This is a genomic window from Schlesneria paludicola DSM 18645, assembly GCF_000255655.1.
In the GTDB taxonomy this organism is placed as follows: Bacteria; Planctomycetota; Planctomycetia; order Planctomycetales; family Planctomycetaceae; genus Schlesneria; species Schlesneria paludicola.
Genome location: NZ_JH636434.1, coordinates 1,118,649 through 1,144,484 on the forward strand (window position 1 = coordinate 1,118,649; position 25,836 = coordinate 1,144,484).

Annotated in this window: 21 protein-coding genes; 8 read left to right on the plus strand and 13 right to left on the minus strand. The window is 55.7% G+C overall.

Translation table 11 applies throughout. From position 1 onward, the window contains the following. Window positions 1-172: 172 nt before the first annotated feature. Complete coding sequence (locus OSO_RS0105450; RefSeq protein ID WP_010582472.1) at window positions 173-1,198, minus strand: nucleoside hydrolase; 1,026 nt, start codon at window positions 1,196-1,198, stop codon at window positions 173-175. Window positions 1,199-1,472: 274 nt separating this feature from the next. Here OSO_RS0105450 and OSO_RS0105460 point away from each other — a divergent pair, with 274 nt between their 5' ends. Both OSO_RS0105460 and OSO_RS0105465 read left to right on the plus strand, forming a co-directional pair. Beyond that, window positions 1,473-1,850 carry a hypothetical protein gene (locus OSO_RS0105460; RefSeq protein WP_010582473.1) on the plus strand — a complete coding sequence of 126 codons (378 nt, stop codon included), beginning with the start codon at window positions 1,473-1,475 and terminating at the stop codon, window positions 1,848-1,850. A gap of 177 nt (window positions 1,851-2,027) precedes the next feature. Continuing rightward, the gene (locus OSO_RS0105465; RefSeq protein ID WP_010582474.1) at window positions 2,028-2,996 is read left to right on the plus strand and encodes a glycosyltransferase family 2 protein; all 969 of its coding nucleotides are present in this window, start codon (window positions 2,028-2,030) and stop codon (window positions 2,994-2,996) included. 155 nt (window positions 2,997-3,151) lie between these two features. Here the strand turns inward: OSO_RS0105465 and OSO_RS0105470 are convergent, their stop codons facing one another. Together OSO_RS0105470 and OSO_RS0105475 are read right to left on the minus strand one after the other, a co-directional pair. Next, window positions 3,152-3,460, minus strand: a complete 309-nt coding sequence (locus tag OSO_RS0105470; RefSeq protein ID WP_010582475.1) for a hypothetical protein — start codon at window positions 3,458-3,460, stop codon at window positions 3,152-3,154. A 201-nt stretch (window positions 3,461-3,661) separates the two neighbouring features. After that, on the minus strand, window positions 3,662-3,958 hold the full coding sequence (locus OSO_RS0105475) for a hypothetical protein (RefSeq protein WP_010582476.1): 297 nt from the start codon (window positions 3,956-3,958) through the stop codon (window positions 3,662-3,664). 522 nt (window positions 3,959-4,480) lie between these two features. On the opposite strand from OSO_RS0105475, the gene OSO_RS42260 reads away from it, so the two are divergent. Both OSO_RS42260 and OSO_RS0105485 read left to right on the plus strand, forming a co-directional pair. After that, window positions 4,481-5,332, plus strand: coding sequence for a sugar phosphate isomerase/epimerase family protein (locus tag OSO_RS42260; protein WP_010582477.1), 852 nt, complete (start codon window positions 4,481-4,483; stop codon window positions 5,330-5,332). 107 nt (window positions 5,333-5,439) lie between these two features. Continuing rightward, window positions 5,440-7,056 carry a lipase family alpha/beta hydrolase gene (locus tag OSO_RS0105485; protein ID WP_010582478.1) on the plus strand — a complete coding sequence of 539 codons (1,617 nt, stop codon included), beginning with the start codon at window positions 5,440-5,442 and terminating at the stop codon, window positions 7,054-7,056. 60 nt (window positions 7,057-7,116) lie between these two features. Here the strand turns inward: OSO_RS0105485 and OSO_RS0105490 are convergent, their stop codons facing one another. Both OSO_RS0105490 and OSO_RS0105495 read right to left on the minus strand, forming a co-directional pair. Then, a complete protein-coding gene (locus OSO_RS0105490; protein WP_010582479.1) occupies window positions 7,117-9,810 on the minus strand; it encodes a coiled-coil domain-containing protein in 2,694 nt (897 codons plus the stop codon). Window positions 9,811-9,842: 32 nt separating this feature from the next. Continuing rightward, a complete protein-coding gene (locus OSO_RS0105495) occupies window positions 9,843-12,434 on the minus strand; it encodes a DUF11 domain-containing protein (protein WP_010582480.1) in 2,592 nt (863 codons plus the stop codon). A 516-nt stretch (window positions 12,435-12,950) separates the two neighbouring features. Here OSO_RS0105495 and OSO_RS0105505 point away from each other — a divergent pair. Then, window positions 12,951-14,369, plus strand: coding sequence for a BamB-related PQQ repeat family beta-propellar protein (locus OSO_RS0105505; RefSeq protein WP_157605050.1), 1,419 nt, complete (start codon window positions 12,951-12,953; stop codon window positions 14,367-14,369). Between the two features lie 291 nt (window positions 14,370-14,660). Next, window positions 14,661-15,143 carry a hypothetical protein gene (locus tag OSO_RS0105515; RefSeq protein ID WP_010582483.1) on the plus strand — a complete coding sequence of 161 codons (483 nt, stop codon included), beginning with the start codon at window positions 14,661-14,663 and terminating at the stop codon, window positions 15,141-15,143. 167 nt (window positions 15,144-15,310) lie between these two features. Here the strand turns inward: OSO_RS0105515 and OSO_RS0105520 are convergent, their stop codons facing one another. Next, window positions 15,311-15,847, minus strand: coding sequence for a hypothetical protein (locus OSO_RS0105520; protein ID WP_010582484.1), 537 nt, complete (start codon window positions 15,845-15,847; stop codon window positions 15,311-15,313). Between the two features lie 189 nt (window positions 15,848-16,036). Further along, window positions 16,037-16,807 (minus strand): methyltransferase domain-containing protein, encoded by a 771-nt coding sequence (locus OSO_RS0105525; protein ID WP_010582485.1) that lies wholly within the window; start codon window positions 16,805-16,807, stop codon window positions 16,037-16,039. Window positions 16,808-17,424: 617 nt separating this feature from the next. Between OSO_RS0105525 and OSO_RS0105535 the strand changes: the two genes are divergently transcribed. Then, window positions 17,425-18,537, plus strand: coding sequence for a hypothetical protein (locus tag OSO_RS0105535; protein ID WP_010582486.1), 1,113 nt, complete (start codon window positions 17,425-17,427; stop codon window positions 18,535-18,537). A 72-nt stretch (window positions 18,538-18,609) separates the two neighbouring features. Here OSO_RS0105535 and OSO_RS0105540 read toward each other — a convergent pair whose 3' ends face one another. Both OSO_RS0105540 and mqnE read right to left on the minus strand, forming a co-directional pair. Then, entirely contained in the window at window positions 18,610-19,395 is a 786-nt protein-coding gene (locus OSO_RS0105540) for a hypothetical protein (protein WP_010582487.1), read from the minus strand. Window positions 19,396-19,689: 294 nt separating this feature from the next. Beyond that, entirely contained in the window at window positions 19,690-20,811 is a 1,122-nt protein-coding gene (mqnE, locus tag OSO_RS0105550; protein ID WP_010582489.1) for an aminofutalosine synthase MqnE, read from the minus strand. Between the two features lie 348 nt (window positions 20,812-21,159). Here mqnE and OSO_RS0105555 point away from each other — a divergent pair, with 348 nt between their 5' ends. Beyond that, window positions 21,160-21,543, plus strand: a complete 384-nt coding sequence (locus OSO_RS0105555; RefSeq protein WP_010582490.1) for a diacylglycerol kinase family protein — start codon at window positions 21,160-21,162, stop codon at window positions 21,541-21,543. 702 nt (window positions 21,544-22,245) lie between these two features. Here the strand turns inward: OSO_RS0105555 and nusB are convergent. From nusB to rho, 4 genes are all read right to left on the minus strand, one after another. Beyond that, entirely contained in the window at window positions 22,246-22,713 is a 468-nt protein-coding gene (nusB, locus tag OSO_RS0105565; protein ID WP_010582492.1) for a transcription antitermination factor NusB, read from the minus strand. Between the two features lie 146 nt (window positions 22,714-22,859). After that, the gene (gene ribH / locus OSO_RS0105570) at window positions 22,860-23,348 is read right to left on the minus strand and encodes a 6,7-dimethyl-8-ribityllumazine synthase (protein ID WP_010582493.1); all 489 of its coding nucleotides are present in this window, start codon (window positions 23,346-23,348) and stop codon (window positions 22,860-22,862) included. 130 nt (window positions 23,349-23,478) lie between these two features. Beyond that, the gene (locus tag OSO_RS0105575) at window positions 23,479-23,976 is read right to left on the minus strand and encodes a hypothetical protein (RefSeq protein ID WP_010582494.1); all 498 of its coding nucleotides are present in this window, start codon (window positions 23,974-23,976) and stop codon (window positions 23,479-23,481) included. Window positions 23,977-24,210: 234 nt separating this feature from the next. Beyond that, on the minus strand, window positions 24,211-25,752 hold the full coding sequence (gene rho / locus OSO_RS0105580; protein ID WP_010582495.1) for a transcription termination factor Rho: 1,542 nt from the start codon (window positions 25,750-25,752) through the stop codon (window positions 24,211-24,213). Between the last annotated feature and the right edge of the window lie 84 nt (window positions 25,753-25,836).

Consider the following 25,836-nt stretch of genomic DNA (forward strand, 5'->3'; position numbering starts at 1 on the left):
CCCGTTGCTTCAACAGGCTCTCCGCCGATTCGTGCGCGGTACTTCTCAGGCCATTCTATTTCTCAGACCACCGTGACGAGCAGCCCGCTCGACACCGCGGATCAGAAAGACGTGGATCGCTTCTGAGCACGAGAATTGGTCCCAAGCGCAATCCATGTCCTGCCACATAATACTATTTCGACGGAGGCTGACTCGACAATTGTACAAGAGCCTCGAGAACTCGCGTGCGTTGTGTTTCAGTCAATTTGAGATATCGATGACGTCCCTGAGCGTCCGGTGCAAACTTCGTGAAGCCGTCTCCCTCGACCGCGATGCGGCCCGGTTCAGACAGGTCGAAATAGCCTCGGTCTGGATAAACGGCATAAAGGACGCTCGTCAGATCCCACGTGGGACGATCACCGGGTGGCATGACATACCGGCGGTACGACTCGGCGACGGGATGATCGGCCGAGTAGCCATAATCACGCTTGATGCTGGATTCGGGATAGGGCACCGCGATACCAATTTCGAAGCCGCTCCAAACAACCGGCGTCGGCCATTCGTCGGCCAGCTTTCGACAGTTCGCAATGTCTTGGACGACGTTGTATTCGCAGTAGTGCGCGTTGCCGTTGATCGGCTGGAACGCGCCGGCCATGACGGAGAGCAGACTGACTTTCGCCTTGATCAGATCGCGTCCCGACAACGGCGACCAGTCATCTGCCTTCGAATCGAGTAGCCGTGCGAGGTTCGTCGAGAACCCGACCTGTGCGATGGCGACAGAACCATCGGGCTGTGCCGCCAGCAGTTTTCTCAACAATCCCACCGCTTCCGGCGCATCTTTGCTGCTCAGAAGGTCATGGGGGTATCGAAACTTTCCGTTGATCAGTTCGGCGGCCAGAGGCAGATATGTCCCCGGTTCGGGCGTCTTGCCTTGTCGCACGGTTCCAATGGGAATGTCACCGCGATGATAGAAGGTATTGATCAAGTCAATGAACGGGCCTGCCAGTTCGTTGTCTTTGGTAATCGTCACGCCCAAAAGCTGGCACGCGCCTCGTGATTGGAGTGCATGAATCACACCCAACGCCTGGACGTCGTCGACGTCATTTCCGATATCGGTATCGAAGATCAGGCGCACAGGCTCAGCGGCCAGGGCCGACAAGGAAAATGTCATCAGCACTGCCGTCAGCGTCAGTCGAATGGCAAATTTTTCGATCAGCATGAATCAACGTTCCTTCACAGAATCGGCACTTTTGTATCCTCGCATTCGGCACCCGCATGTGCCACGTTTCGCAGCGGATTGCGTCGCCAGAATGTTGATGAATGAGATTTCGTGCAAGGGAGCGGGGCTGGAATTGTCGAAGACACAACGGAACGGATGACAGGTTTGTCAGCCGATTTTTCATCGCAAAGTTGTGGACACGAGTGGTACACTTACGGTGAAGAGTCTTGCGGGCCATCGTCAACATGGTCGACGCCGATTGAGGAGCAAAATCATGACACGTTGGGCAATTGGAACAACTGCGGTTCTGGTAGCGCTAGTGGTCGGTACCGAAACGGCGATGGCCTTTGGAGGATACGGATACACGGGACGCAGCATGCGCCAGTTCCAGCAAATGAACCAGCAACAGCAAAAGTTGCAGGCCCAACAGCAAAAAGCATTCGATCAAGAGATGAAGAAGCAGGCGGAACAGGAAGCCACGGCGGAGAAGGAACGCGTCGAAAAGCTGAAGAAGGCGGGCCAGGCCCGTCGTGAAAAGGCCGCAAAGCTGCACGCGGAAACCGTTGCCAAGCGAAAAGCGGAGACGGCTTCAAAAGAGAAAGCCGCAGCGACTCAAACCGCGAAAGAGGCGGAAAAGTTCGCCCCGAAATAGACTGCAGCGACAACGCAGCCCAAATCGACGTCGACCCCTTGAGTCGAAACGTGCGTGGTCCGTCGATTCACGAAGATTGCCCCCGGGCAACGATCCTCCGCCGGCTGAATCCGTCGGCGACGTGTGGTATTGTGAGCGGACTCACCCCCAATCGCTCCCGTTCCATGCGAGTTCTGTATGAAATTGTCGATCGTCATTCCGGTCTTTAATGAGGCCGAAAGTCTGGATGAACTGCACGCCCAGATCGCGCAAGTTGTCTCAGAACATTCGCTCGATTGTGAAATCATCTTCGTCGACGATGGGTCGAAAGACAAATCTTGGAAAGTCATCCGGCAACTCGCCAAAGCCGATTCGAGCGTCCGGGGCCTGCGATTTCGCCGCAACTTTGGCAAGGCTGCGGGACTGACGGCGGGAATTCGCGCAGCACGCGGCGAACTCATTCTGATGATGGACGCCGATCTGCAGGACGACCCTGCGGAAATCCCGAAGTTCATCGAAAAGCTGGGTGAAGGTTTCGACGTCGTCAACGGCTGGAAATTGCGGCGGCTCGACCCGTGGCACAAAGTCTATCCAAGTCTCGTTTTCAATTGGCTTGTCGCTCGGATGACCGGCCTGGAACTGCACGACCATAACTGCGGACTAAAACTGTTTAAGGCCGAAGTCGGTCGCGAAATCCGCCTGTATGGCGAACTTCATCGGTTCATCCCCGTGCTCGCCAATGCGCGTGGCTTCCGAGTGACCGAACTCGCCGTCAACCATCGGGCTCGTCAGCACGGAGAATCGAAGTACGGATACCGCCGCTTCATGCGAGGTTTTCTCGACCTGTTCACGGTGACATTTCTGATCGGCTATGGCCAACGCCCACAGCACATGTTAGGTGCCGCGGGTCTGGTTTCGTTTGGAATGGGTGTCATCGGATCGGCGTACCTGGCGCTGACCTGGTTCCTGATGCATGTCATTCCCCTCTTTAAGCCGACCCCAATCGGGGGGCGTCCTCTGCTGGCGTACTCCATCGCGTTGATGCTATTGGGAGCCCAGGCCATTTCGCTGGGACTGCTTGCGGAACTGATTGTGTACTACACCAGCCGCGAGAGCGACACATTCAGTGTGACGGACGAAGTGGGAAAGCCTGAACAGATCGTCTGATCGATTTCTTTTCCCGTCGGCTTTCTTGCGTCCAAAGAAACAAACGGCCCCTGCGTCGTGAGACAACAGGGGCCGCTTGCCAGAAAGGAGTCGTTTGAGGATGAATCATCCTCGATGTATCGCTTGACGGGATCGGACATCCCGTCAATTCAGAATCATTGGATTCCTTCGCCCGTGGGCATCGTTCCGGTCACATCGCCAGCGGCATCGCAGAAATCCACCAGATCAGTGAAGCAGGTTCCGCCAGAGCTTCCCGCATGGCCGGTCAGACCGGTGTAGCGGAAGCTCTGATTGACAGCCCCGAAGGCCGAGCCGGTGTCTTCCAATTCCTGGACGACGCCATAGGCAACTTCGGACAAGCCCACCACCATCGACAAGACGGCGATCGTGCTGATCAGAATCAATTCGGCAGAGACGACGAAACCAGCATCATCGTTCCAGAGTTTGGCGAACAAGTTCGTCATGGGTGCAGTTCCTTTGTGTGTTAAGAGAGCGTGGTGCAAGTGGGAAAGATGTCGTTTCTCACGTGATGGCCGATTCGAGTCGATCGATTTCAGGTTGGTGCGATCCGAAGTTCGATCGAGGTGCATCTCGTTGCGGCCAACGTGTCAAGAATTGTCTGGCGGATTGCTGGGTCGACATCGCAACCTCAGCAGGCCCGTTGATTACTGTTCGTAGTCAATGTGGCTTCCGGCTTGAATGTCTGAACCGGTGTTCTGGCTGTCGTTGTAGCTGCTGCCAGCACTACCGCCGCGATTGCAGTTCTGCCCCTGCAGATTGAAGCTTTGGTTCATTGAACCGAACGCACGACCGACGTCTTGCAGTTCGTTGTTGATATTCCATGCGACTTCCGACAGTCCGACGGCCATGGCCAGGACTCCCAGAGTGGCGATCATCACCAATTCGGCAGAGACAATAAAACCAGCTTCGTCATTCATCAGGTTGGTAAACAGAGCATTCATCGTGGCGATCCTTTCTGAGGATTTTAAGTTTGGTTGCTGCGATTCATCGACTTGTTCGTGTCGTCTGATGTTTCGGAGCATGGTTACCCTGTAAAGCAGACTGAATGCCAATCGAAGAATTCTGTCTCGTTTCCTTTACAAAAAGATGTCGCATCGGAACGCATCCTCTTTCACATAAATTACTTGCAAAATCTGTGAAGCGTCTCGAACAGGCCATTAACCTCTACTTGCCCACATGCCCGTGACGTTGACTTTCGGCGACATCCATCGCAGATCAATCCCGTACAAAGCGGTCGCAAGTCATTGAAAATTTGAATCTTATGTGATGATGCCACGACGCGTTGCGCGGGATGTTGCCGACCGGCAACGTCACCAGAGACGCGGAACGGGCCAAAGCGAGCTGAATTTCCCGCGTTTCTCTTCTGCGTGGAATCGCACTTCGAAGGGGATGGCGGTATTTTACGAGCCTCGTGAGTCACTAAATGATGATCCGACAGTCAACGCCCCGACAGGAGCCGTACCATGGCCGTATCTCTGAACCGACGTGATTTCCTTCTCGCCAGCGCTGCTGGAATAGCAGCGGCCTCGATTTCCCGAGCGGCCACCGCCGCCGACGGCAACGATCCCTACCTGGGCCTGAAGATGGGGATTCAAAGCTACTCGCTGCGAGGCTTCAAAAAGGCCGAGGAAGCACTGGAACTGACCAAGAAGCTCGGTCTTAAGTACTGGGAATCGTTCCCGGGCCATATTCCGATGAGCACGGTCCCCAAGCACATCGAAGCTCAGAAGGGATTACTCGCGAAAGAAGGGATTACCTGCTTCTCGTACGGGGTCGTCGGTTTTGACGGCAACGAGAACGCCGCACGTGAGATCTTCGAATTTGCCAAAGCGATGGGAATCAAATCGTTAAGTGCCGATCCCAAGCCGGATGCCGCGACGTTCGATCTGCTCGACAAACTGGTCGCGGAATACGACGTGGCGATTGCGATCCACAATCACGGCCCCAAACATCGCTATGACAAGATCAGCGACGTGGAAAAAGTGGTGAAAGACCGCCACCCCAAGATTGGAGCCTGTGTCGACACCGGTCACTATCTTCGCAGCAACGAAAATCCGGTTGAAGCGGTTCAGCGATTGAACAAGCGGGTCTTCGGAGTGCATCTCAAAGACGTCAAGACGCTGCCGAACGGTGAAAAGCAGTTCAAGATCGCGGGCGAAGGCGACCTGGACGTCACAGGCTTGCTCAAAGCGTTGAAGGCGATGAAGTACGAGTATTGTGTCGCGATCGAGTATGAAGAAAACGAAAGCAACCCGATGCCAGACATCGAAGCGTGCCTGAAGCACGTTCGCGAGTGCGCTTTAAAGCTTGTTTAATTCGTCACTTATGTTCCGAAGCGAACAGACGAAACCCGTCTGTTCGCGTTTGACGGTTTCACCTATGCTTGCCCATCCCTTCTGACAGCTCCAGGGATGGGCAAGTCATGCTTCGGTCGACGTTTTGGATCGCAATCTGCCTTTGGGCGAGTCTCGCGGGATGCCGCCACCTCGCACCGACCGGTCGTGCCACGATCATTTCTGAAATCGATCCGGTGGAACGCGCCGGACTGACAAGCCCCCGTTCGTCCTCTGACGGCTCGTCCGAAGGATTTTGGCAAAGCTCCAGCTCGAGCGTTCGACAAACGTCGATCACAGCCAACGACGCGGAGGATATTGTCCCCGCCGCCTCCAGCGATGCACGGTCCCCCTCGGGACGTCCAGACCTGGACAGTATCTATCGCCGCACCGCACAGATCGACGATCTGCAGCGGAATCCAATCATCGTCATCCCGGGAATCCTGGGGTCCAAACTGGTCGATGAAACAGGACGACGTGTCGTCTGGGGTGAATTTGGCGGAAACGGAATCGACCCCGCATCGGTCGAAGGCGCTCGACTCCTTGCACTTCCCCTGGAGAATGGCAGGTCGCTCAGGGAGCTCTACACGTCCGTTCAAGTGGCCGGACCGCTCGACATGCTGAATGTGCGAGTCTTTGGCGTTCCGTTCCAGATCGCCGCCTATCGCGACATTCTGACCGCCTTGGGATCGGGTGGCTATCGCGATTCCACCTCGAACGTCGGCGGATTGAACAAAGGCGTGCAATACGACAACTGCTTCCAATTCGCCTATGACTGGCGACGGGACAATGTCGAAACGGCGGCCCTGCTACACCAATTCATTTTGGAGAAGAAAGCGTACGTCGAAGAGCAGCGGCGAAAAAGGTACGGAACAGAGGCTCAACCAGTCCGTTTCGACATCATCGCCCATTCGATGGGCAGCGTGATGGCCCGGTACTATCTTCAGTACGGCGATGCTCCGTTACCTGACGAAGAATCTCCTCCCGAAGTCACCTGGGCGGGTGCCCAATACGTCGACCGACTGGTCATGGTGGCGCCCCCGAACGCAGGTTCGTTGCAAGCGGTGGAATACCTGACGCAGGGCGTGCAGTTTTCACGTTTCTTTTCACGCTATGAGCCGGCACTCCTGGGGACGATGCCCTCGATCTATCAACTGTTGCCGCGAACTCGACACCGTCCCGTTGTGGGGGGACCGCAGAAAGTGGCTGTCGATCTTTATAACCCCAAAACGTGGGTTCAGGCACGCTGGGGATTCTTCAACCCCAATCAATCCGAGATCCTGCGTCATCTACTGCCGGACGAACCCGATCCCAGCCGACGCCTTCAGATTGCATACGAACACCTGTCAAAGTGCCTGGCGCGCGCCGAAGCGTTCCACGCGGCCATTGACGTCAAAGCCGATCCGCCGGAAGGCACCACAATTCACCTGATCGCAAGTGACGCACATCCGACGGTTTTTCAGTACACCGTTGACGGAAAAGGAAGTTTATCACCGACCGCTCGCGTAGCTGGTGACGGGATCGTGACACGCCACAGCGCGCTGATGGACGAGCGTCTGGCGGACCGAACCAACTGGGCACCGCGACTCAAGAGTCCCGTCAAATGGGACAGCGTCACGTTCCTGTTCACCGACCACTTGGGCATGACCAAAGACCCCGCGTTCACGGACAATGTCCTCTATCTGTTGCTGGAATCACCGCGATAGCAACCGCGAATCGGCAAGATGATCGCGGCCCGAGATTGCCGCCCTCCCTGATCGCGACAATCAAGGTTTCGTCGGCGAGTTGGCCTTCAGAGCGTGCTCGATCGAATCCATTTGCGGCTTGAACGCAGGGCCTCCCAGTTCAGGGTAGAGGACCTTCGTAACCCGCAGCAGCTTGCGTGCTTCGTCATATTCGCGTTCACGAATGCAGGTCTGTATGACCCCTAGCCGCGCCGTCCACCACTCCGATGTCCCCGCCTTCGATTGCGACTCGATACGTCGCCAACATTTCTTGACGAGCACGCTGGCATCGACGTCGCGCGATTCGCCGAACAGATTGGCCAACTCACGTTGAAGGTCAAGATCAGACGCAAATCGCTCGGCCAATTGCTGGCCTAGCGCAACAGCCTTTGCCGATTGACCAGCAAAAAAGGAGGCTTTCGCTCGACATCGATCGAGCAAAGCCGTCTCGGCGGGGGACAATTGATCTCGCTGACTTTGCACGCGTTCGGCAGCCTGCAGTTGCAATGCTGCCAGTTGGATTTGGGCATCCCCCTGGGCCGCCGCTACGAATGGAACCAGTTGGTCCACGAGTCCCAACAACTCTTTGGGTGTCGCGGTCAATTGCGTCAACGCACGCTGCGCCTCGATCCGTTTTCCCGTTCCGGCCAAGGCAATGACATTTAGTGAATTCGCACGCTGCACTAGCTGATGCCGTGCTTCAGTCGACAGATCGTCTGCCCGGGATTGTTCAGCAAATGAAAGGACTTGTGACAGCCACTGCCGCGCCTGTTCCGGGCGCGCGGAACGCTTCAGGTCCTGGAGATCAGAACTCCGCCCCCGCTCGCCGCCGCTCGATGAGGCCTTATTGGCAGACTCGTGCGACGACATCAAGAGAAATGCCGCGAGATGAAGCGCAACGTCCGCCTGCTTGACGGTCCATTTATCGGGCGCATTCGCCGCCAGCGACAAGAACTTCGACATCTGATCGATGCCCTCGCGTTCGAACATCTCTGATGGCCGATGTTGTTCGATCATTCTTCGCAAGATCGTTTCATAGCAGCGGGCGGCCCCGGACATCGCATCGAGTGCGCGAACATGTTGTGTATCGACCTGCAAGTACAGCGGCAGAGCCTGGGTCGCCTGCAACCGCTGTTCTTCGAGTTGAGCCTTCAGAAAATAAGCTTCATTGACTGTGGTATCCTCGGCATACTTCGCCAGATGCTGATCCAACTCATTCGTATAGGCCTCGCGGCGCGCCTGTGTCTTCTTTTCATCGTAGAGCCTGCCGAGACAATAGGTCCCAAGCAGATGCGCCTGTGTCGATCGAGTATGCGCGGCATCATATGACGCCAGCCTGAGAAATTCGGCTGCAGCAGGTTCAAAGCGTGAATGTTCGAGCAGAATCGATGCCCGCGTGAAGCCGAGTTCCATCGCGAGATCCGGTTGAGCGCGATCACGCGCGACACGTTCGGCCTTGGCATACCTTTCGACTGCGGCATCGATTCGGCCGGTCGTGAAATCGATTCGCGCCTGCTGCATCAATGAATCGAGTTCCGCACCATACTTTTGTGACGTCTGCACGTTCTCCCAGATCTGACGGCATCGACGGCTCCAGTATCCCCCGACCTGTTCCTCGCATCGCTCGATCGCCGTCACAATCTGTTCCGCAAGTCGCTCAGCTAGTGTCTCCTGCTGTTTTTCCAACGCGATTTTCCGTAACGAGATCAACGCCTGAGTTTGTAGAAACCAGACCTCGCCCGTCAGCCGTTGCCGCGTCGCACGTGCTTTCAGAATGAGCTCGGCGGCATCCGTCGGTCGGTTCAGGGCCAGTTGCAGGCGCGCTCGTTCGGCGATGATTTCATCTTGAATAAGGGGTATCCCTTTTGCGTCGCTTCGCTCCAATAGTCCAAGGGCTTCGGCAGCACGGGCGTTTTCGCCTTTCAATCGCAGGCAAGTCACACTGAGCAGTTTTGCCCGCGAATGGAGCGGTTCATCCGCGACGCCGACCAGACGTCTCAGGACCTGATCGGCCTCGGCCAGGTCTGACGATCTTTCCGCGGAACCAGCCGCTGCGAGCTCCGCCCGATTGCGATAAGTGGCTGCCAGATACCAGCGTGCCTGATGCATGACCGTCCGCCTCTCATGGCCGGACAACGGTATATCGGCCGCGCGTTTGGCCGCCGACTCGGGAGTGGGATTGGTCAGTGAATTCTCCAGTGGCGTCAGCGTTGCGAGCGTTTCGGCGCAGGCTGCTTGAGCCTGCTCAAGTATCGTCTCGTCGAATGTTCGAACGTCACGCTCAGTTCGTAGCCAGTCTGCCTCGACGGCCCAGACTGATCCAATCTGAAGCTGCAAGAGAATCACGCGGGGATTGGATCGATCTTGTTCGACCAAATCCAGAACCGCCTGTCTCGCCCGTTGCCACAGCTCATTTCGCTGATCTTCCGGCACAAACCCCGCATGCTCGGCCAAGGAGCGAGAGAGTTCCAGCGTCAGGTCGGTCTTCGTGGCAAGCGACAAATCGTCCGCCGCCAATCGAGCAATCGCTTCGGTCTCGGCCAGCGCGAACAAGCTTCTCTGGCGTAGCTGCTCGAAATAGCGAGCCTGTGGTTCATCGCCAAGCGCAGCACCACACACGAGCACGAAGCAGATCAGAATCGGAAGTCTGTGCACCAGACGAAAGGCTGCCGCAAGCCTTCCCGCGTCGTGATCAAGCGGAAACCGATGACGACGATCGCGGGGCCTGTTCCACATCCTGCACGGGACACTCGATGATGAGCAAACGGTTATTTGAGTGCGTCGCGAGCGATTTGAATCGTCTCGATTCGTCGCCCTGGTTTCGACAAATGCTCGGCCGCGATGGCCAGTTCGATCTGCGCATCGGCTTCGGCAATCGGTTCCAACAACAGTTCAAACGACGCCTTTGACTTAGGAGCCAACTCGACAATCGGTTCAAAGATCAGCTCGTCGCCGTCCTGACGATACTTCGCTCCCCGAGCCGTAATCAACCGCAATTCGGCTGGCAGACGAATTCGCAACTGCACGTTGTTCGCAGACGCGGTTCCGCTGTTGTTCAACTGGAATCGCGATGTGATACGTTCACCCACCGTTACGCTTCCCGTCGCACTGTGCGTTTCCATCTGCAGTTCCGGCTTGCCGATCACTTTCACGGACGCATTGACCGTCGCCGTGCTCCCCAAATTGCCCGTCGCCGTAATGTTCGACGCGAGTGTTCCCGTTTCCTTCGGCATGTATTTGACCGTGACCGATCGATCGCTGCCTGGGGCGAGTGGCCCGAGAGTCCAGACCACGGCACGCGCCTGTGGATCAAACTTTCCACCATCGGACGCAGTCTCAAACTGCATTCCAGCGGGGACAACTTCCGAAATCTTGACGCGATCCGCACGCTGATTGCCGTCGTTGCGGACATTGTTGGTGAAGATTGCCGAACGTTCGACATAGAGCTGATTATGGCCCGAACGCGTCAGAACCAGAACCTCGCCATTCACGTCAATCTCGTTCTCATAGCTCTTTCGCACCCCGCTATCCGCAGTCAGAACGATCTGATTCATCACGGTACCCGTTTTGGTGGCGGTCACCGTCAGAACGATTTCACGAGATTCGTTCGGAGCCAATTTTCCTACGGGACATTCGATATCGTTGCCCGCTTCGTTCTTCAAACTCTCGGGAACGATGTCTCGAACGACAATATTCGTGGCATCGACTTTTCCAACGTTCTTCAGCAGGAACACCATGTCAAATCGCTGGCCCATGCGAACTTCGCGAGGTGATTTGATGTTGAAATCGAGCTGAGGCGCGGCGACGACAATTTCCGTCGAGACTTCGGTCGCGAAATAGATGCGGGCGACGCTGCCGATTGGACCTTCTTGATGCGGCACCACCTTGATTGAGATTTTCTTCTCTTCATTCGGACGCAGCAACGGGTGGTTCCAGATCAGTCGCTTTCCGGAAAGTTCCGCCTGCGGCGACGTTCCCTTCAGCTCGGTCCCCTTGGGAATTCGGTCCTCAACCACAACGTTGTGTGCATCCACGTTGCCGACGTTCTTCACGACGATCGAATAAATCAACGGTTGCCCCAGCACGGCTTGCTGCTGGGCGATCTTCTCAATGGTCAGGCGTGGCTGCTGTACACCGCGTTGCGATGGATCTCCGATGTCGCCATCACCAATCATGTCGGTCTGAGTGACGGTGTCGTATTGACCACGACGGGGGCCACTTTCACGCTTCTTGGTGGAAACATCATCGAAATTCGAATCAGGCAAAACCGCAGGCATCCGCGCTGGCGGAGACTTGTCTTTGGTACGCAAAGGTCCCGTCGACAACGCCTGATCGTCCACAGGGAAAGTCGACTCGACCGGTTCGCTTTTGGAACTTTCCGGCTGAGAATCCGTGTCATCAAATTTGAATTCGGCTTTTTCCTGTTCGTCGCTCCGTGAAGGAGGATCGAGCAACGCATCGTCCTGAACTACGGGTGCTTTGATCGTTTTTTTCGATGAAGGCGCGGCAGCGTCTGGAGGTGTGCCAAAGGCATCCACATCGTCCGTCAGCGGTGATTCACTTCGTTTTTCGCTCTTGCGTTTGGCGCGATTCGATCGTGGCGGAGGTGGATCGCTTTCGAACTCGGAACTGATTTTCGATTTTCCCGGCTTGTCCGTCAGGGGAGCCTGAGGTTCTTCGGCAGAGTCGGTCGTCGCATTTTCGGTCTCAGCGGCGGGTTCCGCTTCTGGTTTTTCTTCCGACTCTGTTTTGGTGTTGGGCCCATCGTCACTAAAGGGATCGGATTCCTTTTCGGTGGATTTATCTTCGGTGGATTTGTCCTCACCAACAGCCGCGTCCTCCGACGTCTCTTCCATGGGGTCGTCAACCGGAACTTCGGTCGGAGCGTCCGCAGGAAGTTGCGTCGGTTCATCACCGAACGCTGCGGAATCGGTATCCGACTTTTCTTCAGGCTCATCACTCTCGTTGAAATCGATTCCCATCCGCTTCACGGGCAGAATTTGGGCGGTCTGTTTACCTTTGGCGAGCGTTTTCGTGACTGTCTTGGCACCACGTTCAATCGTGATGTCTTTCGGCAGGGCAAGCTCTTCGTTTTTCTGACGACGGGCACTGTTCACGGCAGGTTTGATACCGTCGTCGTACAGCCCCACAACCGTTGGCGGAGCTTCCTTGAGACGATCAGTTGGAAGTTCGTCTTCAGCAGCAACGTCCGGCGTAGCCTGATTTACGTCATCGGTCGCAGCATCGCTTTCGATGCTCACCGTGGGAAGACGGATGCTTTTTTGGGCCTGAAAGACCGCAAAAAGCCCGACTCCAATGACACCGACCATTGCGGTGAGTTTCCAGAATCCATTCCACATGGGAATCCATTCCCCCCGTGCTACGATACCCGTTGAATCCGCCGAACCGCGATTCGTTGCTTGTCAAAATTGAACGAAACCTCGTCCTAAGGCCCGCCCCTCGTTGAGAAGGTCTTGACATGCAATTTGATTCTCTAACAGATTCGACATTTCATGAAAAGGGGAAATGCGGAAGTCCGCATTGGAAATCACAAGGAACGGCGGAGCTTCCCATGGAATGAGAGGCAGATTTCCCCCACTGCTTGTCGCGGTATTGGGGCAACCAAGGACCATCTAAGGTGCACTTGTTGACCCTCCGGATTCAGGCGCCAAGGCGATTGCCCCTTCGATTTTCCTCACGAGCAGGGACTCAGTGCACCCAGACATCCCGCTTCAAAAACGCCGCGCCGGATCGCACGAACCAGGATTCGCACTGGCATTTTTTCATGAATCGAAACGTGCTTCATCGCCGTTAAAGGTGTGACGTGGCATAAGCCTTACGCAATGGGCCACCTGGTTTCAAAGGGAATCGATCTGATGCACCGTCAATTGCGAAGTTGGAGCGGGATCTTGCTGGTACTTGCCAGCAGTCATGCGAGTTTCGGGGCAGACTGGTCTCGCTTCCGCGGGCCCAATGGCAGCGGCGTCAGCCAAGATCAGGCATCCACGCCTGTAACGTGGTCTCAAACCCAAAACATTAAATGGAAGGTCGATCTTCCTGGGCCGGGATCGTCATCGCCCATCGTGGTGGGCGACAAAGTCTTTGTCACCTGCTGGACGGGCTATGCCCTGGAGCGCGGGACGCGTGCTGGTGAGCAGTCCAACCTCAAGCGTCACCTGATCTGCTTTGACCGCCAAACTGGGAACGTCGCTTGGGACCGATCCGTTGATCCGTACTTGCCAGAAGAAGGCTATAGCGGAATGTTCGCTGAAAACGGATATGCCACTCATACGCCCGTCTCCGATGGCGAACGAGTGTATGTTTTCTTTGGAAAAACGGGCGTGCTGGCGTTTGACCTGAATGGGAAGCAGTTGTGGCAAACGACAGTCGGCACCGGTTCGGATTCGATGGGGTGGGGGTCCGCCTCCAGTCCAATCCTTTATAAGAATCTCGTGATTGTGACGGCGTCGCCCGAGAGTAAGGCCATGTATGGATTGGATAAGTCCACAGGCAAAGAAGTCTGGAAGCAGGAAGCTGACGGGTTCAGCGGAACATGGGGCACTCCCGTCCTGATCGATTCCGATGAGGGGCGTACGGACCTTGTCGTTGGTGTCCCTTACGAAATCTGGGGCTTCAATCCTGAGACAGGAAACATCCGCTGGTTCTGCGAAGCCCTCAACGTCCGATCCTTTTGCTCAAGTGTCGTCACCGACGGCAAACTGATCTACGCAATGGGCGACCAGGGAAGCGGCTCGATCGCGATAAAACCCGGTGGAAAAGACGATGTCACCAAATCGCACGTGGTTTGGATTGGCAAAGACAACAATCGGATTGGCTCGCCCGTCATCGCCGATGGAAAGATTTATTTCGTCAACAACCGCGTGCTCAGTTGCTCGGATACGAAAACTGGCACCCGGATCTTTCAGGGCCGACTCGGGACAGGTTCGTCCGCAGAGGTCCAGGACGATGCAGGACAAGACAGCCCACGCGATCGCGGCGCGCGTGGAGGCAGGGGCACGGGTGGACGGAATGGAGGCGGCGGTCAGGACTATTCTTCACCCGTGATCGCCGACGGAAAGATCTACTTTGTCACGAGGAGCGGTGACATGCACGTCGTGAAGGTAGCCGACACTTTCGAGCCGCTCGCCACGAATCGTGTCACCGACGAGGCTGAAGATTTCAGCGCGACACCCGCGATTAAAGATGGAGCTCTGTTCATCCGCTCGAGCAAGCGCCTGTATTGCATTGCCGAGACGCCAGCGTCATCCACGCCAGAAAAGCCCCGCAGAGACTGAGGCGAAGCTGCTGATTTATGCCGGCCAGCGACAATCACCGTGCATGGCTGGGAGGCCGACGCGGTTGCATCATCGCGTTCTGCCCATGCCTATCCCAACGATCGAACCCCTCGGTCAATGCCGCGACACGTAGATGCCGCCATTTCACGCGCAGATTGTTGAGATCCGACGTTGATTTTCGTTCCTGCAGGCGGTTGAATAAGTGTTCTTGTGAACACTGCCACTGTAATCCAGCCCCCGCCTTCGTCATTCGCTAGTCGAGACCCGGTACGAACGCAATAAGGAACACAGATGTCCTCATTGATCTTTAATGGATCGTCTCATGATCTGACATTTTACAAATCCGACGGAACGCAGATCTCTGGTCCGTGGTACGCGAACAATATTGTGGACTCAAAGGTCAAGATGCGGTTCCTACCAGACGGAGTGTATCAGTTTCTCGATACTTCAAAGCCCCATCGGCATGGCAATGCCGACGATACCGTCAACGGTGCATATGGGACCTATGGCATTTTCCGCCTGAAGCCTTTTACGCACAATGGAGTCTCTCACGCTGGCGTAGGCGTTCATTCCGGTCGACACTCAAAAGGCGGTGCAGATCATCCCACGCATGGATGCATTCGCACGACCGATGATGTCATGCAAGCGATCTGTTACTACATCGTCGGCGATGCTTTGGAGACCCTCACGGTGATGATGAACTACGATCAAAGGAAGAAGCACCCACATTACCAGGGTGATCCGCATCGGTACGACTCGATTCGAATTGCGTGACCTCTGCGTGCCATTCGAATTCCTGGGCAACTCTGGCAGACGCTCGGAGTCTTTCGACGTACGTGAACAGCCCCATTCAGATCGGCGATCAACGTTTGTGTTCACGGCGCAAGATGGCTCCTGCAATCCCAAGAAGCCATCCCGCGCCAGAAATCAGCATCGTGGCCTTATTGCTTACGAACCAGCTTCATGCCATTGCACATGTCCTTGGCCGGAGCACCGTTCTCCCAGCCGGTACCGTCGACTTCGATGTGATCGGCATCGACGATCGTCAGGATGGCAGAATGCATATGCTTGTCCTTCTTCGGATCGAGGTTTGAGCCGCCCGCAAATTCGAAGTTGATCTTGTTCCCCAGCGACTTCGTGCTGGCCTTCATTCGAGGTTGGTTTCCGAGCATGCAGTAGTGCGTCATCACAAGGTCGGGCCCATCCGCCGTATAGATCGACACCATTTCATGCGGCTGCCCTGGAAACAGCGTTTCGTGAATCGCTGTCCCCCCCGCGGTGAGCTTTATCACCGACACAATCTCGTCGGTAGGCTTTCCGTCCTTATCGGGAGTGACCCAGGTCCCAACAAGCGACTTCATTTTCTCAAGCCCGGCGTTCTTGGTGCCGTCCGACGAATGGTTGTGTTTGTCATCCCCGGTCACCGCAAACGAGAGACCGACCACGATCAATCCACAAACCAGCAATTTTCGCAGCATGATTTTTCTCCTGAAACCTCGAAACAGGTCCGACGAACTGCCGTACTCATGAAATCTGTCGAACGCCGGCCACGCAGATCGACAACGGCCTGAGTTTTTTTTCGAGATTGTTCTCAAGGGACTCAACAGGAACGGCAGGGGCCATACGCCGAATCGTATGGTCCCCTGAAGGCATCTTGCCCGAACGACTCAGGCGAGTGAGGATCGTTTTTGTAACTTGAACGCCACCGAATATGGTCGAGTTTTGGACTTCGTCAGACGCGCTTCTGACGAAGCAAGATGGTATCGATCTTCGGTGACTCGAGGCTCTTCGAAATCCACAATGGCAAACCCGGCAGCGACGAATGCTTTCCAATAGTCAGACAAGGGCCGATGGAACCAGATGAATTCTGACGTGAAATGTGGCCACGGTGGATCGACGCGCTTCGTCTGTTGAAAGTACGAGAAATCCCAATCGTACACGACGCCACCGACGTGGTTGGATGCGATCGAACATCCTTGTGGAAAGCAGGGGTGTGAAAACACAATCACAGCCTGACCGTCTCTCTTCAGGACTCGATGGAATGAACGGATCGCCCCCAGGAAGTCGGGCACATCCATCAACACATAATTTGAAACCACGAGATCACACGAATTGTCTGGAATTGTGTGGAGCTCCGAACAGGAGTCCACCTGAAACTGAAGGTCAGGGTTGCGGTCCCGAGCAATCGCGATCATTCGCTCGGAAAAGTCGATTCCAGTCACGCGCGCCCCGCGGTCACTGAGCTTTTTCGTCAAATATCCGGTGCCACAGCCAGCATCAAGGACCGTCAGCCCGCGAACTTCGTCCACGAATGCCCACAGAACCGGATCGGAGTTTAAGCGTCGATTTTCATCCCCGTCATCACCTACTTGACTCCTCCAATCATCCGCAACTCGATTCCAAAAATCTCGAGACTCTTCGAACTCTCGTTCACTCACTGTGCGACATCCTTTTGTTCATGCAGTGCAATTGTGACCCGATCTCAGGCCAAAGTGGAAAACTGGTAATTTTGCGTTCACAACATCACCGTTCACAGGCCGGGGACGGGCTCATTGTCCCGCGGCAAAGGGAAGGGGGTTCTCAGGCGGAAACGCTGCGGATTCCAATGATCCGGGAAATTGTGCCTGCCCCTCTCTTCGGGCTGTGAACGGTGACTCACAACGTCTTGGTGTTTTTGAATTCGTGCGAAGTCTGCTCCTGTTGCTTCAACAGATAGATTGTTCGCCGACTTTCGCAGCGTTTTTAGCGATGTCTCCAAATCGTGCCGTGCACACGTTATCAGAACGAGATTTTGAGGAAGACTATGCTACCGTGACATCATTGGGCGTGACTCTGGTCACCGTTCACAGAGAGGGGGGACAGGCACATTTTCGCGAATCACTTGGAATCCACAGCGTTTCCGCCTGAGAACCCCCTTCCCTTGGCCACGGGACAATGAGCCCGCCCCCGGCCTGCGAACGGTGATGCGACTCTGTCCCCCCCAATCCGACGAGCATACTTCCGTCTCTCGTCCGATGCATTTTCAGATATAACCGAAAGTACGAGGTGTCGAGTGATGCTGCGAGCCATCTGTTGTTGTTGCCAAATTTTGTTTGTCTTGTGTCTGTTTCCGACTCTTAGCCATTCACAAGTCAACAAACTCGATTCCGGTATCAAAACATTTCTGGCGGAGTTGAACGAAACGAATCCGAAGGTTGCAAAAGAATTCCAACAGCGCCAGGAACAATCGCAACAGGAAATCGCATCCGCCAAAAAAGGACATGTGATCTTTGGCCGAATTGTGCTCGACGATGGCCGAAGTCCTCGATCGGTCGTCTCGCAGATGATCCTGCTTGAGGACGGCTCCTTCGTTGACGCTGTCGGGGCCGCCAATCGCCCGATCGGTTTTCGATTACATGGCTATGAAGCCATCAACGTCATTCCCAAAGGCCCTGGTCCCATTGAGAACCTGGGAGAAATTCACATGAAGCCGCTTCCCGCCGAGCAGCTTGCTTCTGGCACTGGTCGAATCGAAATCGAAGCGCACCCGGGGGTTCCGCGCCTCGACAAAATCCAATTGACGTGGAGCATTGCGGTCGACCCGGTGAATACCCCCAGCAATGGAACGGATGGTCTGGGCCCATTCCATCAGATCTTCAACTCGGACCTTGCAAAGGATGGAACATTCACCGTCATAGGAATGTCACCTGCCAAGTACGACCTTTGGGTGACAGCACCAAATTGCGTGATGCAGCATCGAGAGATCGTGTTTACCGAAGGTGAATCCCAGGAACTGCCCCCCATCCCCGTCGAAGTGGTTCGCAAAATGGACGTTGAATTCGCGGTTTCTCACACCAGTAATTTCACCAACGCAAAATACGCGAAAACGAGTCTTAAGGCCGATGATCGCTGGCGAGCCAGCGATGAGATCCCGGAATACGCAAGCGATCTCGTCATTGGGCAACACGAAGGTAAGCTATTACTACGTCATGCCTACGGTCCTTGCCATGTCAAGGACCTGGGAGCCGGTCAGCTCAGCGATCGGTTTGATGTCGATCTGGATGAACTCGATGGCCAGCAAAAACAAGGCATTCCGGTCGAAGATGGACATGTCTATCTTGTCCATCAAGCAAACTGGCGACATTGGATTGTCATGCGGACGACGCTGCCCAAAGTCGACGCCCGTTGACGAACAGACGGTCTTCAGAAGCCCTGACGCTGATCATCTTTTGGAATCGAATTCCGAAAGTTACGAAACGAATCAGGGGCCATCGGGCCGGGGAGTTGGCGCGGGGACATCTGACCGCAACGAAGGGACCGTGTTGACCGGCGACGTTGGAATGGGGTCGGTCGTTCGCAGCAAGTTCCAGCCAGTCTCGGTGACTTTGAACTTGAACGTCCCAGGGCTTAGCGTATAACGGACTTCACCCGCTGATCCGCCGCTGTCGAAATGAACGATCCAGTTCCGATCATTCTCAACCACCTGGGCAAACCCTTCTTTGATCACGAAATCAGAGTCGTTTAGCCGGTATCGAACTTCTCCGCCCGATCCGGGTGGATTCAGAATCGTAATGCGACCAGGGATTGGCGCCGGTTGCCCCCCCATCCCGGGCACCACGTTCTGCGGTGGTCGTCCAACGACGATCGGTTGCGCGGGCACCGCCCCCTGAACGATCGTCGTTCCCGGAACGATCGCCGTTGCGGGTGCGGACGAGTAAATGAACGATCCGTTCGACCAATAACCCGGCCGACCGCCATAGGTTGTCGAGTAGTTTACTGAGGGATAGCCCGTTCCGGGATAGGCAGGAAGTGTGCGAGCCCCATTGTCATAGACACCCACCGCGCCGGTGTGATGCCCGTGCAGATCGATATGATGCCCTGCGTCGTCGACGCGGTGCCCCATGGCATCATGATGGTGATGAGTCGTATGTCGGTGTTGATGATAGTGGGAATGATACTGAGCCTGTGCTGCCTGATCGCCCCACGCGCCGACCAACCCCAACGACGCCGCGACGGCGAGTGCCTTAAAACCCAGACGTGTTGACATGCCCATCCCTTTTCTGTGCCGAAGCCGCATTGTCATTCCGTGTTCCCGGTCAGGTCACCTGTGAACCAGACGATGCGAGAAGATCATCACCTGTCAATTTCGCAAGGTATTCGTCTTCATCAGAAAATGCAATATGCCGCTGCTCCAGCGAATCTCGTGTCGCTCTGAATGCCCAACAAACAGAAGGATCGAACGTCCGTTGGATCGATCCAGCACCGCAACCGTTGGAACTGTTCAACGACCGCGAATTTGAATGATCTGACGAGACGTCTGGCCCCGGTCAAAGCCAGCGACTTATCCGGCCATCAATGGCTCGCCGACGGTCCAGCTCGCACCGTCGCGTAAGACTTTTCGGTAGAGCGTATCGCGTTCGACGGGTTCACGTCCCGACTCGCGAATCAGGCGGTGAAGATGCTCGACGCTGAGACCTTCAGGGGTCTTCGCACCCGCGTCGTGATAGATGATTTCATGAACGACGGTGCCGTCCAGATCGTCCGCTCCGAATCCCAACGCGACCTGCGCAATTTGTTCGCCCAGCATGATCCAATATGCTTTGATGTGGTCGAAGTTGTCGAGCATGATGCGGGACAAGGCGATCATCCGCAGGTCCATCGAACCAGTCGGTTTGTGAATCTGGTCAAGCCCGGTGTTCTCGGGATGAAAGGCCAATGGAATGAACGTCTGAAATCCAGCGGTCTCGTCCTGTAGGTCGCGTAATCGACAGAGATGGTCGATCCGATGCTTCGCCTGTTCCAGATGCCCATAGAGCATCGTCGCGTTGGAACGCAGTCCCGCTTGGTGAGCGGCACGATGCACGGCGATCCAATTTGTCGCATCGGCCTTGTGTTCGCAAAGCTGGTCACGGATTTCCGGATGAAAGATTTCGGCTCCCCCCCCCGGCATGCTGCCCAGCCCCGCATCGACGAGTTCCTTCAGAACCCATTCAATCGGCTGTTTGGTGATAAAGCTGAACCAGCCAATTTCGACGGCCGTCCACGCCTTGATATGGATTTCGGGACAGGTCTCGTGCAGCACGCGTACGATGTTCAGGTACCAGTCAAACTTCTTCTGATGGTGCAGTCCGCCGACGACGTGAATCTCAGTCGCGCCGTTCGAGCGTGCTTCCAGCACTCGCTCGCGGATCATGTCATCGGTGAAGACGTAGGCTTTCTCGGCCCGAAGATCGGCCCGAAACGCGCAGAACCGACAGCGGTAGACGCAAACGTTGGTCGGATTCAAATGGACGTTCGTGTTGTAGTACGCGAAATTGCCGTTCTTACGCTCACGAACGTGGTTCGCCATGCGTCCAAGGGTCAGCAGGTCGGCGCGTTCGTCCAGGAAAATCCCTTCGTCGAACGTGATTCGCTCGCCCGAGTACACCTTCTGTTCAATCCGGTTCAGCGTGTCGTCAGTCATGGCATCCATGAATCAAAAGTAACAAGTCGATTTTTGAAATTTCCGTGCAGGTATCGTAGTGTCTGACAGGAAAATCGGCCACCCGTCAGCCGATTGGCCGCGCTCATGGGACCGACCTTTCTTCGGGATATCCGACCATGCCGCACGATGACAGACGAGTGCCATCGAACCCGCGCACGGTTTCCCACCTGATGTGCTGCCAGCAAGGCGAATTTGCGATCATCCAGGTATGATTGCCGATGGTGAACGTGGGCGATTCAGGCGCGTCTCATCGGATGCCTTTCCAAATCGGAAATCATGACGGCAGGGCCAGCGGTTGTGCGATTCAAAGCTTGAGGAACAGACGGCGTGAAACAACCCAGTTTTGGAAGGAGTCTCTTACACGCCATTAACGGACTGGCGTTTACCGTCCGAACGCAACGAAATGCCAAGATTCACGTCGTGTTTGGTTCCCTCGTGCTGATCATGGCCGTCTGGCTACAGCTTGACCTGCAACAAATCAGCATTTTGATCCTGACGATTGGCGGGGTCATCGCGGGTGAAACCATTAATACCACGGTCGAGGCCGTCGTCGATCTTTTGTCGCCCGAATTTCACGAGCGGGCGAAGATCGCCAAGGACGTTTCTGCGGGCGCCGTCTTGATCCTGAGTCTCGCCGCAATTCTTGTCGGGCTGCTAACAATGGGACCGCCGCTATGGGAACGCGTCAGCCAGTTTACACGCGGTGGATGACAGAACGATGCCGCGAGCGATTGATCCGCTTGGGTCTCGTCACCTCTGCGGCCGGTGATTCCTCGTTGTCAGGCTCCTGCTTTTGATGGTGCCATCGTTGAGATTTTCCTCACTCAGGGAGGAGATGTGCGCACAATCTCCATCCCTCTGACCACCACAACGTGGTGGCGTGAACAAGCCGAGGTGCGCGATCGTTTCGATCGCTCTCCTGGGCTTCACCATCGCCAAAACTCTGCCCTGGCAGGGCAAAAGAACGATCCAAGTCGGGTCATCGAATCGATCGCTTCCTGCCGCTCTTGACGGAGCGGCGAGTACAGAGCGGCGAATCTTGTGGAGTTCCGTCACCCAGGGCAGCGATCGAAGCGATCACAGACCTGGGCTTTTACCCGTCCGCGCCCACTCCGGGAAGGAAGAGCTCACACGCAACCGATCGTCACTCGCAACAGGGCTGCGAAGTTTTCATGTCGATGACACAAACTGCGCAACTTCAAAAGCGGCAGGTTGGGGATGCTTCCGACGATCCGATCTCTGCAGAACCGGAGAACTCGCTGAGCGCCACTCCGACGCACTCAAGCCATTTCCGGTCGATTATTTTAATTCGATTCACGGCGATTGAAGGGAAGCTGAGCTTAAGAGGAAGCGTTCCCAAACAGAGTTTGGGAACGAGGGAACGTGACAGAAAACTTCCTCGCAAAGTGCGAACTATTCTGCGGCATCGATCGCGGGTTGGTCGTCTTCGCTGGGGCTGGCCTTCGGCGCTGCTCGCTTTGCTGAAGGCACCAACTTGTCGAGAATCCCATTGACGAATGAAGCCGATTGGGCCGATCCGAAGCTTTTTGCCAATTCCAACGCTTCGTCGATCACGACGGGGTGCGGCGTGTCGGTGTACAGCAGTTCGAAGGCCCCCAGGCGAATCGCATTTCGATCGGTCGGCGGCATCCGGCCGAGCGTCCAATTCGCAGCCACCGATTCGATCTTCTGATCGATCATCTTTTGCGATTCGATCGTCCCAGCGAACAGACTCCAGGCGAAGCGACACATTTGCTCGTTGTTTTCGAGCATTTCGCGAATCTGCTCGCGGATCATGTCGGGCGACACGTCGGGGTTCAGATCCTTCTGAAACAGCATTTGCAACGCGACTTCGCGGGCTTGATGGCGGCGGGGGGACATTCAGGTGCTCAACGGAAGACTAGGCAGTTTTGGCGGGACCGACACGATTATAGCTGCAGAATCAGGCGGGAGGGGGTCAAATCTGAAGAAAGCGAATCCGACTTGCGGGAACAACGGCTCCGCAAGTTCGGAATTCGAAGCAAAGCTCAGAGCCCTTGCGACTTCATTATCGCGAGCAGATTGATCATTTCGATCGCTGCCACAGACGCTTCGATCCCTTTATTGCCCGCCTTACCACCCGCTCGATCGAGTGCCTGATCCATCGACTGGCATGTCAGCACGCCAAACGTGACCGGCACGCCACTCGACAGCGACGACTGCATGATTGCGGACGCCATCGGGTGGTTTATGTACTCGTGGTGCGAGGTTTCGCCCTGAATGACGGCCCCTAAACAGACAACCGCGGCGAATTGGCCACTGTCGGCCAGGCGTTTCGCCGGCAACGGGATTTCGAATGACCCGGGAACTCGAACGACCGTAATCCGATCATCAGACAGCCCATGTCGACGAAACGTGTCGATGGCTCCAGACAGCAACCGGTCGGTCACGAGATCATTAAAACGCGACACGACGATCGCCACGCGGACATTTCCGAGCAGCAGCGATCCTTCCAGAACATTAGGCGTCAACGGCATTTTTAGGACGGTCATTCAGCGAAAGGTGGTATGGTCGCGGTAAGAGATCTCAATGATTATTCAGGATTACGCCCAAGACTCAAGCATGAATGCAATTCTGCTCGTGGAAGACGACAGGGTGCCAGACTTTTCAGGCCGATTTCGCAGGGGCTTTCGCGACTCGCGGCTTGCGGAGAAACAGATAGGCGGACAGGAGAATCAGGGGGGTAACGATGGCAGGATAGGGAATCACCAAGTACCAAACTCCGTGGGAACCGATGTCGTCTTCGACGAGTTCAAGATAGCCGACTCCCTGTAGTTTCCAGCTCCATTGAATGAATGAACTGTCCAGCAATTCGGCCAATCCATCAGTAATCGACCGAGCGATTGGATTCGACGCACGGAATGTTGTCAAATGTGGCAGCATCCGACATCCGGTTGGGACACTTATCGCCCCGACTCGCGATGTCAAAAGCAACCCGCGTTTCCAGGACATTAAGATCGCCGAATCTGTGGCGTCATAAAATGCCGGAAAGACGACGATATCAAAGAAACTCTGGCTTCTCACCCAGCCCGCCATGAACACGCAGGCCACCAACAGCGTCACGACGCCCAGTTTGCGTTTCCAACTGCGGAAGTCGCGTCCCACGATTCTGGCACTCCCGGAGACGTCAGCGGCGACACGCCGGCGACCTTACGGGATTCGGCCGGTCGCCTGACGCCAGCTTGAGCCAGCAAACGGCTGGCTACGGTTCCAGCGTCGTCTTGACATCTTGACGACGACCGACTTAAGACCGCGGTCGAAGTCGCTGCACGCAGTGAGGTTGCTGCGTACGGCAACGAACGTCAAAGACGATTCCGTTGTCCAAATTCATCGCGTTCGTTAGCTCAGATTCATCGTCATCAGGAATTCGTCATTGGACTTGGTGCGGCGCATACGGCTGACCAGCAATTCCATCGCTTCGACCGGATTCATGTCATTGAGTACGCGCCGTAGCAACCAGACGCGTCGCAATTCTTCTTCGGTCAGCAGCAGTTCTTCACGACGAGTACCGGACTTGTTGACGTCGATCGCGGGCCAGACGCGTTTTTCGACCATCCGGCGATCCAGATGCAGTTCGGTGTTGCCGGTCCCTTTGAACTCTTCAAAAATCACGTCGTCCATTTTGCTGCCAGTATCGACCAGCGCGGTGGCGACGATCGTCAGGCTGCCGCCTTCTTCCACGTTTCGGGCCGCACCGAAAAATCGCTTGGGATGCTGCAGCGCATTGGCGTCAACACCACCTGTCAGGATCTTGCCCGAATGCGGACATTCCGTGTTCCAGGCGCGGGCAAGCCGCGTGATGGAGTCCAGGAAAATCACGACATGCTGGCCATACTCGACCATGCGCTTGGCTTTTTCGATGACCATTTCCGAAACTTGAATGTGTCGGCTGGGTGGTTCATCGAACGTACTGCTGATGACTTCGCAATTCTTGCCTTTGACCTGACGTTCCATGTCCGTCACTTCTTCGGGACGCTCGTCGATCAACAGCACGATGACGTAGACTTCCGGGTCGGCCGCAAGCACGGCTTTGGCAAGCTTCTGCAGCAGGATCGTCTTACCGGCTTTCGGAGGAGACACGATCAATCCACGTTGCCCCATCCCGATCGGCGCCACCATGTCGACAACGCGCGTGCTCAGTTCCGCCGGATCAGAGCATAGTTTCAACCGACGGGTCGGATGGAGCGGCGTCAGATCGTCGAAGAAGACCTTCTCGGTCAGCAGATTCGGATCTTCGCTGTTGATGGCCTCAACGCGCAGCAGCGCGAAATAGCGTTCGTTTTCTTTGGGAGGTCGGATCTGGCCCGCGACCATGGCTCCGTTCCGCAACCCGAATCGGCGGATCTGGCTGGGGGAAACATAAATGTCGTCGGGGCAGGGCAGATAATGATAATCGGCCGCACGCAAAAATCCGAAGCCGTCTTGCAGGATTTCGAGCGTCCCTTCGCCGAACATCAGCCCGTTCATTTTCGTCCTCTCTTTGAGGATCTTGAAAATGAGATCTTGCTTCTTGAGGCCGGTGTATTCGGTGATGTTCTCTTTCTTGGCGAGAACGATCAGGTCCTTCATCGTCAACCGCTGCAATTCGGCGATATGAATATCGGTATCGCCCCGCTTGATCTCTTCGTAGCGTTCGTCCGCGACGAAGTGGCTCGAGTCATCGTCTTCATCATCGTCGAATGGCGCGGCGGGAGGAGTCGCATCGCGGGCGGCCGCGTCACGAGACGCCGCATCTCGGGAAACCGAAGCTTCCCGTGCCAACGGACCTTCCCGATGCATCGAGGCGGACAGCGGGCCTGCTTCAGGAGCTTCCCAATCCGCCGAAGGGGAACCAGCCGCGGGTGTCGAACGGGGATAAGACGGTCGGGGCTTCATGTTCATGATAGTTTTAGAAACATCGATAGTAGGGTGGGAAGAGATCCATCACGCGTAATGTCGTTGACGGAATCGTTTCGACATCCGCAT

What these genes read in the sequence shown, in the direction of transcription:
- OSO_RS42260 (WP_010582477.1), top strand. Translation starts at nt 4,481, where the DNA reads ATGGCCGTATCTCTGAACCGACGTGATTTCCTTCTCGCCAGCGCTGCT.
- OSO_RS0105520 (WP_010582484.1), bottom strand. Translation starts at nt 15,847, where the DNA reads ATGCTGCGAAAATTGCTGGTTTGTGGATTGATCGTGGTCGGTCTCTCG.
- OSO_RS0105485 (WP_010582478.1), top strand. Translation starts at nt 5,440, where the DNA reads ATGCTTCGGTCGACGTTTTGGATCGCAATCTGCCTTTGGGCGAGTCTC.
- rho (WP_010582495.1), bottom strand. Translation starts at nt 25,752, where the DNA reads ATGAACATGAAGCCCCGACCGTCTTATCCCCGTTCGACACCCGCGGCT.
- OSO_RS0105470 (WP_010582475.1), bottom strand. Translation starts at nt 3,460, where the DNA reads ATGACGAACTTGTTCGCCAAACTCTGGAACGATGATGCTGGTTTCGTC.
- OSO_RS0105495 (WP_010582480.1), bottom strand. Translation starts at nt 12,434, where the DNA reads ATGTGGAATGGATTCTGGAAACTCACCGCAATGGTCGGTGTCATTGGA.
- OSO_RS0105450 (WP_010582472.1), bottom strand. Translation starts at nt 1,198, where the DNA reads ATGCTGATCGAAAAATTTGCCATTCGACTGACGCTGACGGCAGTGCTG.
- OSO_RS0105460 (WP_010582473.1), top strand. Translation starts at nt 1,473, where the DNA reads ATGACACGTTGGGCAATTGGAACAACTGCGGTTCTGGTAGCGCTAGTG.
- mqnE (WP_010582489.1), bottom strand. Translation starts at nt 20,811, where the DNA reads ATGACTGACGACACGCTGAACCGGATTGAACAGAAGGTGTACTCGGGC.
- OSO_RS0105515 (WP_010582483.1), top strand. Translation starts at nt 14,661, where the DNA reads ATGTCCTCATTGATCTTTAATGGATCGTCTCATGATCTGACATTTTAC.
- nusB (WP_010582492.1), bottom strand. Translation starts at nt 22,713, where the DNA reads ATGTCCCCCCGCCGCCATCAAGCCCGCGAAGTCGCGTTGCAAATGCTG.
- OSO_RS0105540 (WP_010582487.1), bottom strand. Translation starts at nt 19,395, where the DNA reads ATGTCAACACGTCTGGGTTTTAAGGCACTCGCCGTCGCGGCGTCGTTG.
- OSO_RS0105535 (WP_010582486.1), top strand. Translation starts at nt 17,425, where the DNA reads ATGCTGCGAGCCATCTGTTGTTGTTGCCAAATTTTGTTTGTCTTGTGT.
- OSO_RS0105475 (WP_010582476.1), bottom strand. Translation starts at nt 3,958, where the DNA reads ATGAATGCTCTGTTTACCAACCTGATGAATGACGAAGCTGGTTTTATT.
- OSO_RS0105465 (WP_010582474.1), top strand. Translation starts at nt 2,028, where the DNA reads ATGAAATTGTCGATCGTCATTCCGGTCTTTAATGAGGCCGAAAGTCTG.
- OSO_RS0105505 (WP_157605050.1), top strand. Translation starts at nt 12,951, where the DNA reads ATGCACCGTCAATTGCGAAGTTGGAGCGGGATCTTGCTGGTACTTGCC.
- OSO_RS0105490 (WP_010582479.1), bottom strand. Translation starts at nt 9,810, where the DNA reads ATGTGGAACAGGCCCCGCGATCGTCGTCATCGGTTTCCGCTTGATCAC.
- ribH (WP_010582493.1), bottom strand. Translation starts at nt 23,348, where the DNA reads ATGCCGTTGACGCCTAATGTTCTGGAAGGATCGCTGCTGCTCGGAAAT.